The sequence below is a fragment of the Candidatus Villigracilis sp. genome (genome assembly GCF_057083605.1).
Window position 1 is genome coordinate 1 of the sequence record NZ_JBXMTI010000136.1, and the last position, 13,337, is coordinate 13,337.

12 protein-coding genes are annotated in these 13,337 nt (G+C 50.6%); 2 read left to right on the forward strand and 10 right to left on the reverse strand.

Annotated features, from left to right (window positions below):
- Positions 1 to 223 precede the first annotated feature (223 nt).
- The 5 genes from AC14M5_RS19910 to AC14M5_RS19930 form a co-directional block, all read right to left on the reverse strand.
- Entirely contained in the window at positions 224 to 1,162 is a 939-nt protein-coding gene (locus tag AC14M5_RS19910; RefSeq protein ID WP_484031462.1) for a hypothetical protein, read from the reverse strand.
- Positions 1,163 to 1,408: 246 nt separating this feature from the next.
- A complete protein-coding gene (locus AC14M5_RS19915; protein WP_484031463.1) occupies positions 1,409 to 2,704 on the reverse strand; it encodes a dihydrolipoamide acetyltransferase family protein in 1,296 nt (431 codons plus the stop codon).
- Positions 2,704 to 3,678, reverse strand: a complete 975-nt coding sequence (locus AC14M5_RS19920; RefSeq protein WP_484031464.1) for an alpha-ketoacid dehydrogenase subunit beta — start codon at positions 3,676 to 3,678, stop codon at positions 2,704 to 2,706. The genes AC14M5_RS19915 and AC14M5_RS19920 overlap by 1 nt, the downstream gene beginning before the upstream one ends.
- A gap of 109 nt (positions 3,679 to 3,787) precedes the next feature.
- Complete coding sequence (gene pdhA, locus AC14M5_RS19925; RefSeq protein ID WP_484031465.1) at positions 3,788 to 4,744, reverse strand: pyruvate dehydrogenase (acetyl-transferring) E1 component subunit alpha; 957 nt, start codon at positions 4,742 to 4,744, stop codon at positions 3,788 to 3,790.
- 466 nt (positions 4,745 to 5,210) lie between these two features.
- A complete protein-coding gene (locus AC14M5_RS19930) occupies positions 5,211 to 5,921 on the reverse strand; it encodes an SH3 domain-containing protein (protein ID WP_484031466.1) in 711 nt (236 codons plus the stop codon).
- 192 nt (positions 5,922 to 6,113) lie between these two features.
- Here AC14M5_RS19930 and AC14M5_RS19935 point away from each other — a divergent pair, with 192 nt between their 5' ends.
- Positions 6,114 to 7,259 carry a HEAT repeat domain-containing protein gene (locus tag AC14M5_RS19935; protein ID WP_484031467.1) on the forward strand — a complete coding sequence of 382 codons (1,146 nt, stop codon included), beginning with the start codon at positions 6,114 to 6,116 and terminating at the stop codon, positions 7,257 to 7,259.
- Here the strand turns inward: AC14M5_RS19935 and AC14M5_RS19940 are convergent.
- Together AC14M5_RS19940 and AC14M5_RS19945 are read right to left on the reverse strand one after the other, a co-directional pair.
- Positions 7,253 to 8,251, reverse strand: coding sequence for an SH3 domain-containing protein (locus AC14M5_RS19940; protein WP_484031468.1), 999 nt, complete (start codon positions 8,249 to 8,251; stop codon positions 7,253 to 7,255). The two genes, AC14M5_RS19935 and AC14M5_RS19940, sit on opposite strands and share 7 nt — an antisense overlap.
- Positions 8,252 to 8,287: 36 nt before the next feature.
- The gene (locus AC14M5_RS19945) at positions 8,288 to 10,681 is read right to left on the reverse strand and encodes a LysM peptidoglycan-binding domain-containing protein (protein ID WP_484031469.1); all 2,394 of its coding nucleotides are present in this window, start codon (positions 10,679 to 10,681) and stop codon (positions 8,288 to 8,290) included.
- 198 nt (positions 10,682 to 10,879) lie between these two features.
- Between AC14M5_RS19945 and AC14M5_RS19950 the strand changes: the two genes are divergently transcribed.
- A complete protein-coding gene (locus AC14M5_RS19950; RefSeq protein ID WP_484031470.1) occupies positions 10,880 to 11,575 on the forward strand; it encodes a hypothetical protein in 696 nt (231 codons plus the stop codon).
- A 33-nt stretch (positions 11,576 to 11,608) separates the two neighbouring features.
- Here the strand turns inward: AC14M5_RS19950 and AC14M5_RS19955 are convergent, their stop codons facing one another.
- From AC14M5_RS19955 to AC14M5_RS19965, 3 genes are read right to left on the reverse strand one after another with little or no spacing between them, the layout of a single operon-like run.
- The gene (locus AC14M5_RS19955) at positions 11,609 to 12,529 is read right to left on the reverse strand and encodes an alkaline phosphatase family protein (protein ID WP_484031471.1); all 921 of its coding nucleotides are present in this window, start codon (positions 12,527 to 12,529) and stop codon (positions 11,609 to 11,611) included.
- Between the two features lie 52 nt (positions 12,530 to 12,581).
- Positions 12,582 to 13,157: a class I SAM-dependent methyltransferase gene (locus AC14M5_RS19960; RefSeq protein WP_484031472.1), complete on the reverse strand. Its 576-nt coding sequence runs from the start codon at positions 13,155 to 13,157 to the stop codon at positions 12,582 to 12,584.
- Positions 13,154 to 13,282: a hypothetical protein gene (locus AC14M5_RS19965; RefSeq protein ID WP_484031473.1), complete on the reverse strand. Its 129-nt coding sequence runs from the start codon at positions 13,280 to 13,282 to the stop codon at positions 13,154 to 13,156. Before AC14M5_RS19965 ends, AC14M5_RS19960 begins: the two co-directional genes overlap by 4 nt.
- Positions 13,283 to 13,337: the final 55 nt, after the last annotated feature.

The window sequence follows — 13,337 nt, forward strand, 5'->3', positions numbered from 1 at the left end:
GCATCGAGACGACCGTGAGCGATTCGTGGATCGGATGGAAAGAGATCGAAATCATCGCGCCTTGAGCGGAGATGCCAGTGATTATCGGTTGGGCGATACAAAGTTCAGCATAGGTGGCATGGAGAGATTTGAAGAAATATCGAAGTAATAATCCCATAAAAAGCAGGTCACACCCAGTAAGCGTGACCTGCTCATTTACGCCAACATCTTCAGGCTGCCTGAATTAACTTTTGGTTTCTTCTTCTGTTGTCTTGGCTGTAGTGGTCTCCACCACGGCTTCCTGAACACGAGCTGGTTCACCCGCTCCCATTGGAGATTGAACGGTTGTGATTCTCTGTGTGGTCGCTTGAGCCTGCGGAGAGAGCCTATTAAAGTAGCCCTTGACGCTATCCACTGTGCTCTTGCCTTGTTGTAGTATGCCCACCAGGGAGTGTACCGGATATGATCCGCTGCCGATGACCAGGCCGGTGATCAATACGTCGATCGATGCGGGGACGGCGCCAATGCCCAGCATTGCAAACATTTGTAGTTGCCCCACCGCAGAAATAACTACCCCCAACATCAGGCCGAGTATGATCGAAGCCGCAGCTTTGGCGCTGATATAACCATTGGATGAAGTGACGGCGGCCAGGTTGCCCTCGGCATTTTCGAGGCGCTGCTGCGCGAGGATCATGAGTTTATTGGCAGCATCCACCTTCAACTGTATTTCATCTGTAAGCGATGAGACGGAAGTCTGGCCGAACTGAATGGTCCTCAACTCTGCATTGTATTTGTCGGAGGCATCGGCCAGGAATTGCCGCGCTTGCTGTACCTCCACCTCGGCATTCTTTAGCCAGCGTAGACCGCGGCCCAGGTAGGCCACCATCGTCTTCCAACTGCCCTCGAGCATATTGAATATGCTTTCAAGTGTCCGTTCCACCGCTGCCGCGGCGGCGATGACTGGAGCCAACACGATGGTTAGGTTTGCGCCCACCGCCAATGGCAAGGCTTCGGCATCATTGATGGGGGACACCAGCACCCACCCGATCAATACCAGCCATAAGACGATGATCACAGCGACCAGGACACGAAACCAGTTTCGCGTCTTAAAATATTTATCCTTTTCAGACCAGGCTGGCATGCCACCTGGCACTGCAGGTGCGGTACTTTCAGAATTGCTCATGTGAGATCTCCTGTATTTGATTCTTTGAGATACAAAAATTGGAATGAATGTATTACTAAATTGACCACTGATATTTTGATCACGTGTCGCTGAACCTCCTTGAACCCTAGCAGATGTGCCATAAAAGTTTCGGTGATTATAAATCAGCAACCGCGTTAAGGTCAAAGTTTGCGGGCCAACGAAGATAGGGTTTTCTTACAAAAGCAAAAACCTCCGAGTTTCAAAAACTCGGAGGTTTGCAATTTCTTACACCAACATCCTGACAGGATTTTCAAGAAACTCCGCCAGCTTCTGCATAAACTGCGCGGCTTCAGCTCCATCGCTGACACGGTGGTCAACGGAGATGGTGGCCTTCATGCGCCAGCCTGGTTTGATCTGTCCATTTTCCACTACTGGCACTTCCCTTGCAGAACTGATCGATAATATGGCCGCTTCGGGTGGGTTGATGATGGCGACGAAATCCTCGACATCGTACATTCCCAAATTGGAAGTGGAGAAGGTCGAGCCATCTACATCATCAGGCTTGATCTTGCCTTCACGAGCACGCGCGGCCATGACTTTGACTTCGCCAGAGATCTGACGCAGCATCTTTTGGTCGGTGTCTTTGACAACCACGGTCATCAATCCGCCGGGGACTGTGACAGCCACGCCGACGTTGACATGCCCAAATTGGATGACCTCATTGCCTTTGATGGTGGCATTGAGATTTGGGAATTGACGTAACGATAATGCCACACCCTTGAGAACGAAGTCATTCACCGAAACTTTTTCGTTATCGGGTACATACTCGTTGACCTGCTTGCGCATGTCCATCAACGCATCCATTTTGAATTCATGGGTCACATAGAAGTGGGGAATGGTTGTTTTGGATTCAACGAGGCGGCGGCCAATAGCCTGGCGGAGTTTGGTTGTTTGAATTACCTGATCTTCGTAATTCGTAATTCGTGATTCGTAAATCGGTGCAGCCTGCCTCGCGGGTTGACTTTCGACCTTTGACGTTTGACCCGAAGCGAGCGCAGTTTCAATATCCTTGCGGACGATTCGTCCACCGGGGCCAGAGCCTTGTACCCGGGACAGATCAACTTTGTTATCTTTTGCGATTTTCTTGGCAAGCGGACTGGCTTTTACGGAAGCGCCATCAGTGGGGGCAGAGGCTTGAGCCAAAGGAGCAGTTGTCGGCGCGGTTTGAGACGCGGGCTTTTCATCCACTTTCTGCTTTCCACTTTCCGCAACAGGCGCAGGTTTTTCATCCGACGACTTTTGACTTTCGACCTTTGACGATGCAGTTGCTTCTACTTTTTCACCAGCAGCACCCACAACCGCAATCGGCGCATTGACCGGGACCATCGTGCCTTGATCGACGATAAGCTGCAATACAACACCGCTCGCAGAAGATTCAACTTCAACAGTGGCCTTATCGGTCTCGATCTCGGCCAGCACATCACCTTTGTTGATGGTTTCGCCCACCTGCTTAACCCAGCGGACAAGCAAACCCTCGGCCATATCAAAGCCGAGCTTGGGCATGTTAATTGTTTCAGCCATTATTTCAAGACCTCCTTTGCCGCATCGATGATGTCGTGAACCTGTGGGAGTGCGGCTTGTTCGAGGGTGCGATTGTAAGGAAGCGGGACTTCTTTTTGTGCAACGCGAATGATCGGCGCGTCGATGTAATCAAATACTTCTTCATAAATACGGCTGACGATCTCGGAGCCGATGCCGTAAGATTTCCAACCTTCTTCGACCACGATGGCGCGGTTGGTCTTCTTGAATGATTCCAAAACGGGTTCCATATCCAGTGGGCGCAAAGTACGAAGGTCAACGATCTCAGCTTCAATACCTTCCTTCGCAAGTTCGTCGGCGGCTTTCACCGATAACTCAAGACCTTTGCAATAGGTGACGATGGTGAGGTCTTTGCCCTCGCGCTGAACCTTCGATTTACCGATTGGGATTGTGTATTCGCCATCTGGCACTTCGCCGCGCACCTGATACATGGTTGCGTGTTCGATGAAAAGAATCGGGTCATTCGACCTGATAGCTGATTTTAAAAGACCTTTGGCATCTTCCGGCGTCCCGGGCGACACAACCTTTAAGCCGGGGAAATGTGCAAAGACCGCATCGGGAGTCTGTGAGTGTGTCGCGCCCAGTTGACGTCCGCCGCCGCCTACAGCACGAATCACGAGCGGGAGGGTGAATTGTCCGCCAAACATATAATGAAGTTTGGGGGCTTGATTGACTATGTAATCCATCGCAGAGAAGCCAAAGTTGATCGTCATCAATTCTGCAACAGGGCGTTGACCGACCATCGCCGCGCCAATCGCGCCACCAATAATTGCGTTTTCCGCGATGGGCGTATCTTTGATGCGCTTCGCCCCATACTTATCATAAAAACCTTTGGTAACGGCATATGTGCCGCCCCAAACACCGACCTCTTCACCCATAATAAAGACAGCAGGGTCGCGGTCCATTTCTTCCATTAAAGCTTGCGAGATCGCCTCGCGCATTGTAATTTTTGCCATGTGTGTCCTCTTCAATATGTCGTTGCGAGGGCGCTAGCCCGAAGCAATCCCCACCTTGGCGAGGAGTTTGCTTCGTCGGGAAGAGCACCCTCCTCGCAATGACATAATATTAATCCGCGTAAATATCTGAATACAATTCTTCCATCGCAGGTTCAGGGGAAGTTTCGGCGAATTCGACTGCCTTGTTAACTTCCTCGTCTACGCCTGCTTCGATTTCATCCAAAACTTTTTTCGTGGCGACCTTCTTCTCCAACAACTGCTTGTTGAAAATACCGATCGGGTCGTTCTCCTGCCATTTCTTTACTTCTTCGGCTTTGCGATAACGTTCTGGGTCGCCCATCGAGTGACCGCGGAAACGATACGTGTCAATTTCAAGAAAATAGGGTTGGGAATTCGTGCGCACGAACTCAATTGCTTCCTGCGCGGCATCATAAACCTTCATTACATCCATGCCGTCCACCTGGCTGTTCTTCATCCCGTAGCCTTCCGCTTTCTTGCGGATCTGGGTCACGGCCGATGCACGTTCCACAGAAGTACCCATGCCATATACATTGTTCTCGCACACCCACAATACGCGCAGACCCCAAGTCTTGGCTAAATTCAGCGCTTCATGGAAATAACCGATATTGGTCGCGCCATCGCCAAACATGCAGATCGTAACATTGTCGTTGCCCGCGTACTGGTCGCCAATTGCGAATCCTGTAGCAATGGGGAGGTGACCGCCCACGATGGCATGTCCGCCCCACATATTCTTGGATGTATCCGCCATGTGCATCGACCCGCCCTTACCCTTGGACATGCCGGTGCTCTTGCCAAGCAGTTCCGCCATTACTTCATTGGCAGGAATACCGCAATTCAATGCCACACCATGGTCACGATAGGCGGTGATCACGCGGTCACGAGGCTCGCGGGCTGCGATCAATCCCGTCGAAACGGCTTCCTGCCCGATATACAGGTGCATGAAACCGCCGATCTTGCCAGCCTGGTACAGTTCCGCGCCGCGTTCTTCCACGCGGCGGATCAGTACCATCTGGTGATAAAGGTCCAACTGTTGTTCTTTCTTCATTGATGAAAACTCCAATAAGATGTTCGCACGCCCAAAGGCGTAACGCAATTTAAATATAATGCTTAGGAAGGTAACACCAAAAGTCTTTCAGCGTTATGATTCCTGCAAATCGAATCGGGGATTATATCAGAGAAAAATTGTCCTATTTTTAAGGCTGATAGCTTTTGAAAGTGCGGGAAGATACAAACTTTTACTTTACACTTGCTACCATACATTTGAACCGCGAAGCCCGCAAAGTGCGCTACACCTGCCCTGGTACGGCTAAGCCGCACGGTGCCAGGGAGAAAAACCTTTAAATCTTTGCGTTCATCGCGCTCTCAGCGGTAAAACGATAGCATGTATGGTAGAGAAACTTCACAAAGAAGCAAAAAGCTTTAAGCTGTTCACTTATATCTTAAATGAAAACTCACCCGCATATATTATTTTGGGGTGAGTTTTGTTTTATTTCGCCGGGTCGGCGATCTGGTTATTTACAGGCTGGCACGATCTGAATGGCCCGCTCCGATGTGCCGTTTGCGTTAAAGGCTTCGATTTCATAGCTGATGTTCTTGTTGTAAGGAGCATTCACGTCTTTGTAGTTAAATTTACTCGCCTTCAGCTCAACGATTTGCTTGCTGTTACGGAACAAGCGGAAGCCGGTCTCTCCGCCGCCGCTTGACCAACTCAACGTCACCTCAAATTTTTGCGGCCCAGGTTGGCAGAGTTGATTCACCACAAAAAACTGACCCGGTATACCCGGCAGCGGTGGCGCATCTCCAATTGGCAGGCTGCTGAAGTCCATATTTTCCTCCGCGTTGTCGTTGAAGATCCAGCAGACTCTTCCTGACCCATTGTCCACTTGCCACCAGGTGCTATCATCGTTGCGGCCAATGACCGGCAAAACCTTCTTCTCGGCGATCTGATCGGAGATATTGTAGAACGTGCTGGGGCCCACGCGGCAATTGGAATTCTTGGTAAGAGTGACTTCTGGAGAAACAGATGAGGTTGGTGTTAACGGGATGCTTGTCTCTGTTGGGGTGATGGCCGCAGTGTTTGCTACAGCCACTGTCACAGTGATGATTGGGACAAGCGGTGTGGCAGTATTTTCAGCCTCGCCTGAACTCACGCCAGGCAAATTACAAGCCAGCATTGAAAAAATCAGGAATGCAATTGCAAATGAAATCTCTCTTTTTACCATCGTGTCGCTCTCCTCTGATTGGGTGTTATTTTTGGCAAATTATATACCTTAACCGTATCACCCTGAGCGACAGCGACACATGCACCGCATTGCAGATGCAGTGCGGTGAGGGTCTCTGAGATCATCGTAGAGATGCTTCGCTACGCTCAGCATGACACTGCGTAAGGCGAGATAGTAATGTAAAATAGCCGTATGGATTGGTTCACAAATTCAAAGCAGGGCCAGGCAAAAAAATTGATCGCTCAACTTGCGGATGCAGCCAAGCGTGACGCCGCCGCGCAGGAGTTGATCAAACTGGATCATGACGCCGTGCCGCCCTTGATCGATGCGCTTCAGACTCAAGACTTGAACCTGCTCCTGACCTATCAACGTATCCTCGCCCGAATTCCCTCCGCTTCGCCTCATCTGATAAAGACTCTTGCAACGGCACATCCCATCATCCGAGGGCGTGTGGTTGAAGTGTTTTCCATCAGCAAAGATAAGGCTGCCATCCCAGCCTTGCTTGAAGCATTGAAAGGTGAATACTTTACGGTGCGTTCACGCGCTGCTTTGGCATTGGGTAATATCGGTGATGCGCAAGTCATTCCCGCTTTATTTCCTTTGCTAAAAGACCCAGAGGACGAAGTCCGCATGGCCGCGTGCACTGCCATTGGAAAATTCCGCGCCCCATTCACCTTTGATGAAATTACAAATGTATTGCTTGACGACCCAAAGATCGAAGTGCGCCAATCTGCTGCAACAGCCTTAGGCGAGACGAAACACCCCGCCGCGATCCCATTCTTAATGGAAGCCCTGCGTGATTCATATTGGTGGTACGAAAAAGAACAAGCCGCGCTTGTACTATTGAATGCCATTGAAAACATGGGAACTGAAGTTGTCGAGCCCGTGATCGAAGCGTTAAAGGATCGGGAAGGGACAGTCCGCAAATTTGCAGCGATGATTTTGGGTGACCTGCGAGACATCCGCGCCATCGAAGAATTGGGCATGGCATTGTATGACTTGCACCATGAAGTGAGCGAAGCCTCAGCGGAGGCGCTCGCCAAATTTGGCGCACCAGCCGTCGGCTTGTTGAGCGAAGCGTTGCGTCATCCAGAGGCTGCTGTGCGCGAGCACGCAATCATCGGGCTGAGAAAGATCCAGGATGCACGTGTCGTTCCATTGCTGATCGAAATGCTGCGAGACCCTGACCGTGTTGTACAAAAGGAAACCATTTTGTCGCTGGCGGAATTGAATGACACGCGCGCGGAAGCGGCGCTAAAGGAAATCGCAAACAACCGCACAGATCGTGAGTTTTCGATGCTGGCGAAAAAGATTCTCGAGACCACAAAGACTCAATAAACGCAACCTTCCGAATTTTTGGCGGGACTGCTGGAAGTTCCCGAACCATTGTATGCCTGGACCTGGTAACTATGAGCGTTGTAATCGGGGGATGGATCGTCATAGATCGTTGAATCTGCCCCTACTGTTGCGATCAAATTTCCATCACGATAGATTTGATATCCGTCTTCTCCATCGGTATCATCCCATTCCAGCCTGACGATATACTCAAAAGCCGTGCAAGATTTTGTGCTCACGTTGAACTGGCCAAACTCACTAGGCGGACTTGCAACAGGAGTAAAAGTAGCAGTAACTGGCAACGGCGGCGGGACAATAACCTGCGTGGAAGTGTAGGGGCCTGTGGGAATTCCGGTGCTGGCGGAAACCCAGCAGTGTTCACTGCTGTTGGGAATCAATACCCAGAACCAGCTATTGTCGCTATTGCGGCCGTCGATCACAACCTGTTGATCCTTGAGCAGTGATGTAACAACTTCGTAACCAGTAGAGTCGCCTTCGCGGCAATTGGCATTTTGACCAAGCGTAAATGTTGGAGAACTGACTACGGTCACGGTGGGGGTCAAAGTCGCAGGTGTAGGTGTTGCAGTAGTCGGAGTAGGCGTTGCTGTTTCACTAGTAGTTCTCTCGCCAACCTGAACATGTACTGAATTTGAGCGGCCCTCATTCCCGGCGGCATCCATGCTGATGACTTGCAAAATATATGCACCCGGTTGATCCGGTATCCAAGTCTGGGCGAACTCGATCAGGGGAGATGAAGTGTCCACTGCCTGATCCACTCGAATTTGTGCGCCGTTCACCATCAACGTTGCCTGTGTTGTCCCGGCCTCCGAGGCGGCGTGCGAGCGAACGACAACCGGGCCTAGTTCCAAAATTGAACCATCCAGGGGAGCATCGATCCAGGTACGCGGCCCGGGTCCGCCGGCACCCGATCCGCAAGCGGCCAACGAAGAGATCAGAATAATCACCATTGACACGAATAAGATTTTTCGGTTCATCTGACTACCTCCAAAACCCGAGCAAGCTTTCGGACCTCATGGCACTCCACGAACGCGGAAACTGACTATGCAATTTCTATCATCAGTTTCAAACACTTGATCGAGGGCCAGCCATTCTGGGGCCGGACGCCCTGGAACGCTGATGACGACCCTGCCGGTGCCTCCGCACCAACGCTCATCAGCTGAACCATCGTCATGGTCGTTGAGCGTGAACATAAAATCCAGAGACTCACCATCACGTATCGGTATGCGGATCACGTTATTATTCCGATGCCAACCATCTCCTATATTCAGCATAGCATCAGAGAAAAAATGACGTGTCGCCTGCGTAGTTACACTGTAGGACGGCGCAACATACACACATCCCTCGAATAAACCGGGATCGCAATGGTCATTCCACCGAATTCGATGACCGTTGAAAGCGAACCATCCATAGGATTCATAATCATTGGCGCAATCTGTGAAGACAGTACAGCTATCTCCATCGGAGACCTCATAAACCCATAAAGATTCGAGGGTGATCTCGAGGCTGGCGCAAGTAGCTGGCACCTCAAATTCCTCGCTCAGAATTGACTGGATTTCTTCGCCCGTCACAGCATCGTTTCCTACCACTGCACTGACGCTGTAGAAAACTGTCTCATGGCAATCCTCGGTGAAAAGTGGGGCACTCCTGCGAGCGTCAGGGGTGGTGTGATAAAGGGTAGGGAGGCTGTCTTCCGGCGAACGACGATACACTTTATAAGCAGTAGGGAGGCGAGGCGCGCTTTCGGATGGTGTGTAATCCCACTCAAGCATGAGTTGCTGACAAGGGTCGCCAGGAGGACGCCGGTCTGGAGGCAGACGGCAATCTGAAGTATCCTCGAATGTGTGCAAGTTGAATGGAGCAGGCAGGCTGGAGTCGATCAAGGGCCAGGCTGCGCGCCCTCCTTCGTCAGCAGCCGCAAAGCTATACTGAATGCGATAGGTCAGGTTGAAATTGCCAATATCGGGGCCGGCGATCAACGAGCGGCCATCCCATTCCTCGGGCGGATGAGCACGCACGAACCGTCCCAGATTAATTAGTTCCTCTCCCTGCCAACCCAGGCATTCGACCACAATATTTAGCGGACCGGCAGCAGGCGCCAACACTTCACGTTTGTTCACGCCGCTGAAGTGTTCGGCGATATTCCAAGCCCCAGAATCAAGACTAATGAAATTGCCAGCCCCGGCTGGAATGCGCTCGAATGGTGAGTCGGCCAGAGATGCATAGCAATAGAGACGATCAAAACTGCCTGCCACACTCATCTCCAAGCCTTCGACTACCAGTGCCTGAAAATCGACAGGGCCAGAAGGTGGGCAGCCTTCGCTTTCAACCTCTGCAGAAGGTCCGCTCCAGGTATCGCCGCCTGCGTTGAAGGCTACGATTGCATAGAAGAATGATCCGCGCGGCGGACTGGCATCCAGATAATGCAGCCGAGTCCCACTGCCCTCAGCCGCGCTTACGATTTCCAATAGATCGAGTCGAAAACGCGGCCTGCTCACAAAGCGATAGATACGGAATCCATCCTCATTTTCGCTGGTATCTGTCCAGGATACATCGAGGCTGCATCCATCCCCGGTTGCAAATCCCACGCCTGCGGGCGCAGGGAAGGGTGGAGGTTCCAAATCAATTGCACGCGCACATACTTCTGGATTTATAAGACAGATGAAACCATCCGGCAAAGGCAGAGTTGCCCAAAGCGGCTCGGGCGATGGCTCAGCCTCGGTCTCACCACCAGGTGGGGGCGCGGGCAGAGGCGGGTCAATAATCGGGATATCTTCTCCGGCAATATCAGGTGGAGTGGGTTCATCGCCACTCGATTCTGCAATGGGCCGGGGAGGAACGAGCAAGGTCGTTCCCGGAGTCAACTCGCCAAGGCCGGGGTTGCGCGCAAGGAGATCCTCGGGCGTAGTTCCAAAGAATGCTGCAATGGATTCCAAAGTATCACCCTCTTGCACCACATACTCCCCCTCGATCCCGGCGTTGGGCACTGATCCACGCTCTTGAACCTGGATGACTACCGGGTCCGATTGGCTGAGGAATCCTGTACTGTTTATCGCTTTCAATAGGATTAGATAATTCCCGGCACCATTGGGCATCCAGGTCTGACTGGTATCGAAGGGACGCAGTTGGGCCTGGTCTGGATTGGCTTGTGTAGCGGCATGTTGGCCATTAACCCAGAGTTCAACCTGAGCGATTCCAACAGGGTCGCTGGCATGCCCAAAGACGACCAATGGCTGACCCACGATGCCGACATTATCTGGAATATTCCCGCTGATAAAAACCAGGGGACGAGTTGGCGCAGCTTCACCAGCCGCATAGGAGGCATAGACGAAGACCACTCCGGCTAACAATGCACAAACAAGGAAGGCGCCGAAGATATAAAAAAACCAGTTTCGAGGGCTCTTCATGGCAAAACTCCTGCTCACGGTAAACTTTCGCCACACAAATCAGAAACTATTGGTAATGAAGCCACATTGTTTTCTTTCATTATATGGTGCGGTGGAGTTCTGCCTATCCCCTTTTTGTACAGGAACGAACCGTGGTTTTCGTGCAACCACGGCTTAGATTGTGTGTTTCAGATACAAAACCTTTTACATGAGGAATCAATGAAACGCATTCACACTTACCTGGCTGTGCAATCTATGGTCGCGATACTTGTCTCCATCAACCGCCTCGGCACGTGGACTTTGGGCTATGTGCTTCCGAATGAATTTCTGCGTTGGGTGGATTTTAACAATATGCTCGTCTTGCCATTGATTAGTCTCGTGGCTTTTTACCTCCTCAAGAAAACAATCGAATATGATTCACCTGAAAGGGAAGGCCGCACACATCTTGCAATCAACCTGATCTTCATCGTTGGCATTTATCTTCTTGCCGCTAGTTATGGTGACCACGAAGTGACTAATTACCTGCACATCCGTTTTTGCCTGGCCGACCCTTCAAGTGATTTGTGTCGCATCGTAATTTTCAACGATGATGAATTTAGTCACTGGGTTTTCTTTACAGGCTTTGTGATGATGAATGCGGCGTTGCTGTTCCTGCAAGTTTTGTTTCCTCATAAAGAACAGCTTGTTAGAAAGGACATTGGTTTACTTATCATCAACTCGCTTTTCCTCGGCGCGGGCGTGTTGGCGAATCTCGGCTTCGAAGAGATCGGGCTGGATTTATACATCGTTGCTGCGCTCGCTATTCTTTCCCTGTATCTACTTTGGAAACGCGGCAAACAGCCCTTATTCATTTATTACACATCGGCGTATTGGCTTGGGTTGATTGGCAGTTTGTTAGCTCAAGCACTGAGATAAGAAAGAGAGTGTGACCTTAGTGCCACACTCTCTTTATAGATTAAGCATGTTCATGATGGTGGGCGCGATGCCGGTCAGGTCTGTTACTGACCGAAATTCGCTTCTTTTATTTTCATCTCCAAATAACAAGAGGGGTACGTGTGCAGCCGTGTGTTTGCGTATGGATAAATCTTCCATGTTGCCATGATCTGAGGTAATGATCAGTAGGTCGGATTGCCAATCCAATTTACTGGATTCGAGCAGACCTTTTAATACACCTTCAATTTTTTCAAGTTGCTTAATCGCCCAGGGCATATCTTGTTTGTGACCGGCATAATCGCTAGCCCAGTATTCGAAGAAAGAGAAATCATATTGCCCGGCAAGTTCAGCCAGTTTTGCGCCTGCTGATTCTGGCTCATATATCGGCGCATCGGGGAAGCCCAGAAACTCGCGCCAGCCTTCGCCGGTGAAATCAGCAGAGAGAGCTTTGCCTGCAATGTAATCATCATGCGTGAAGAGGGGTAACCCTGCATTTGTCAGCGCGAGCGGAATGGATGAATATAACCGCTTGCCTGAGTCGATCCCGTCAAAGTAGCGTGGGGGATAGGCATTTAGCAGGGCTGTTTTTTTGCCTGCATTTATGGTTTGGGAAAATATCGTCCTGCCGTTCAAATACTGCGCTACTTCTGGGTTTGGTTTGGGGCCATAGTGATAGCCAAGCTCCGCAGGGATGTTGATGCCCGTCAGCAACACAGCCTGTCCAGTTGCGGATTGAGGCAGGCCCTTTACACCAAGGTTTGGGTCTACGGCAAGCAATGAGACTTTATTACTTTCATAAGGTGCAGCGCTCTGAATAAGTTTTTTCCCACCCAGCAGAGATTCTAAATACGGCATATGTGCCCGCGCGAATGGATTTATCTGTGGGTTGTCTTCGCCGAGGCCGATGCCATCAAGGAATAGAAAGAGGATTTTCATGGGATACCAGTAAATAGTGAGCAGTGGTCAGCGATCAGCGATGTGTACGTGTTTACTTGTCTACTTGTTTCTGATACAAAAACCATGCCGAAGGACGTTCGCGTTTATCAAAGCCATCTTTGCGGGATTGGAGAGTCAAGCCGTTGGCTGAGATCAGGTCTATATCCGCCTCGCCAAGCCCGGGACCGGAAAGATGCGGGTCTTGTTTGAAAAATCCATACATCAGCCAAAATCCATTGGGGGCCAGGACTCGGGTCAGTTGTGTCAGGTAGCCTTGTTTGTTTTCGATGCCGTGAAAACAGCCCAAGTCTAACGCGAGGTCAAATTGACCTGAGACATTTTTCATTTGCGTAGCATCATCCAAAAAGATTTCGGCCTGGACGTCAGCTTTTTTTATTTTTCGTTTTGCAATTTCTATAGCGCGGAATGCAAAATCAAAACCTGTAACCTGCCAGCCTGCGTTTGCAAGCGTGATGATGTTCGTACCTGTGCCACAGCCAATATCAATGGCGCGGCCCGCTTTGTAATGCGCGATGAATTCATAAAGCTCGGGAGGGGAGATTCCGCTATCCCATGGCGCATTGCCGAGATACGAGAAATTGAATTTTAGGCGGCGGAGGAAGTTCATTCGAGTGAGTCGCGTACCTTTTGAGGATCGAATTCACCGATCATGCGCCACATTTCATTCCCTTGCGCATCGAAGAAAATAAAGGTGGGTGTGAACGCAAAATCATACACAGGAGCGAGTTCCATGCCCACCTCATCCTGAATGTTTAAACGAATAATGTGAATTCTTTTACCGATACTG

Bases quoted from the DNA above. Each gene is read 5' to 3' on its own strand.
- AC14M5_RS19910 (WP_484031462.1), bottom strand. From the start codon at position 1,162: ATGAGCAATTCTGAAAGTACCGCACCTGCAGTGCCAGGTGGCATGCCA.
- AC14M5_RS19940 (WP_484031468.1), bottom strand. From the start codon at position 8,251: ATGAACCGAAAAATCTTATTCGTGTCAATGGTGATTATTCTGATCTCT.
- AC14M5_RS19915 (WP_484031463.1), bottom strand. From the start codon at position 2,704: ATGGCTGAAACAATTAACATGCCCAAGCTCGGCTTTGATATGGCCGAG.
- pdhA (WP_484031465.1), bottom strand. From the start codon at position 4,744: ATGAAGAAAGAACAACAGTTGGACCTTTATCACCAGATGGTACTGATC.
- AC14M5_RS19920 (WP_484031464.1), bottom strand. From the start codon at position 3,678: ATGGCAAAAATTACAATGCGCGAGGCGATCTCGCAAGCTTTAATGGAA.
- AC14M5_RS19930 (WP_484031466.1), bottom strand. From the start codon at position 5,921: ATGGTAAAAAGAGAGATTTCATTTGCAATTGCATTCCTGATTTTTTCA.
- AC14M5_RS19945 (WP_484031469.1), bottom strand. From the start codon at position 10,681: ATGAAGAGCCCTCGAAACTGGTTTTTTTATATCTTCGGCGCCTTCCTT.
- AC14M5_RS19950 (WP_484031470.1), top strand. From the start codon at position 10,880: ATGAAACGCATTCACACTTACCTGGCTGTGCAATCTATGGTCGCGATA.
- AC14M5_RS19965 (WP_484031473.1), bottom strand. From the start codon at position 13,282: ATGGAACTCGCTCCTGTGTATGATTTTGCGTTCACACCCACCTTTATT.
- AC14M5_RS19955 (WP_484031471.1), bottom strand. From the start codon at position 12,529: ATGAAAATCCTCTTTCTATTCCTTGATGGCATCGGCCTCGGCGAAGAC.
- AC14M5_RS19935 (WP_484031467.1), top strand. From the start codon at position 6,114: ATGGATTGGTTCACAAATTCAAAGCAGGGCCAGGCAAAAAAATTGATC.
- AC14M5_RS19960 (WP_484031472.1), bottom strand. From the start codon at position 13,157: ATGAACTTCCTCCGCCGCCTAAAATTCAATTTCTCGTATCTCGGCAAT.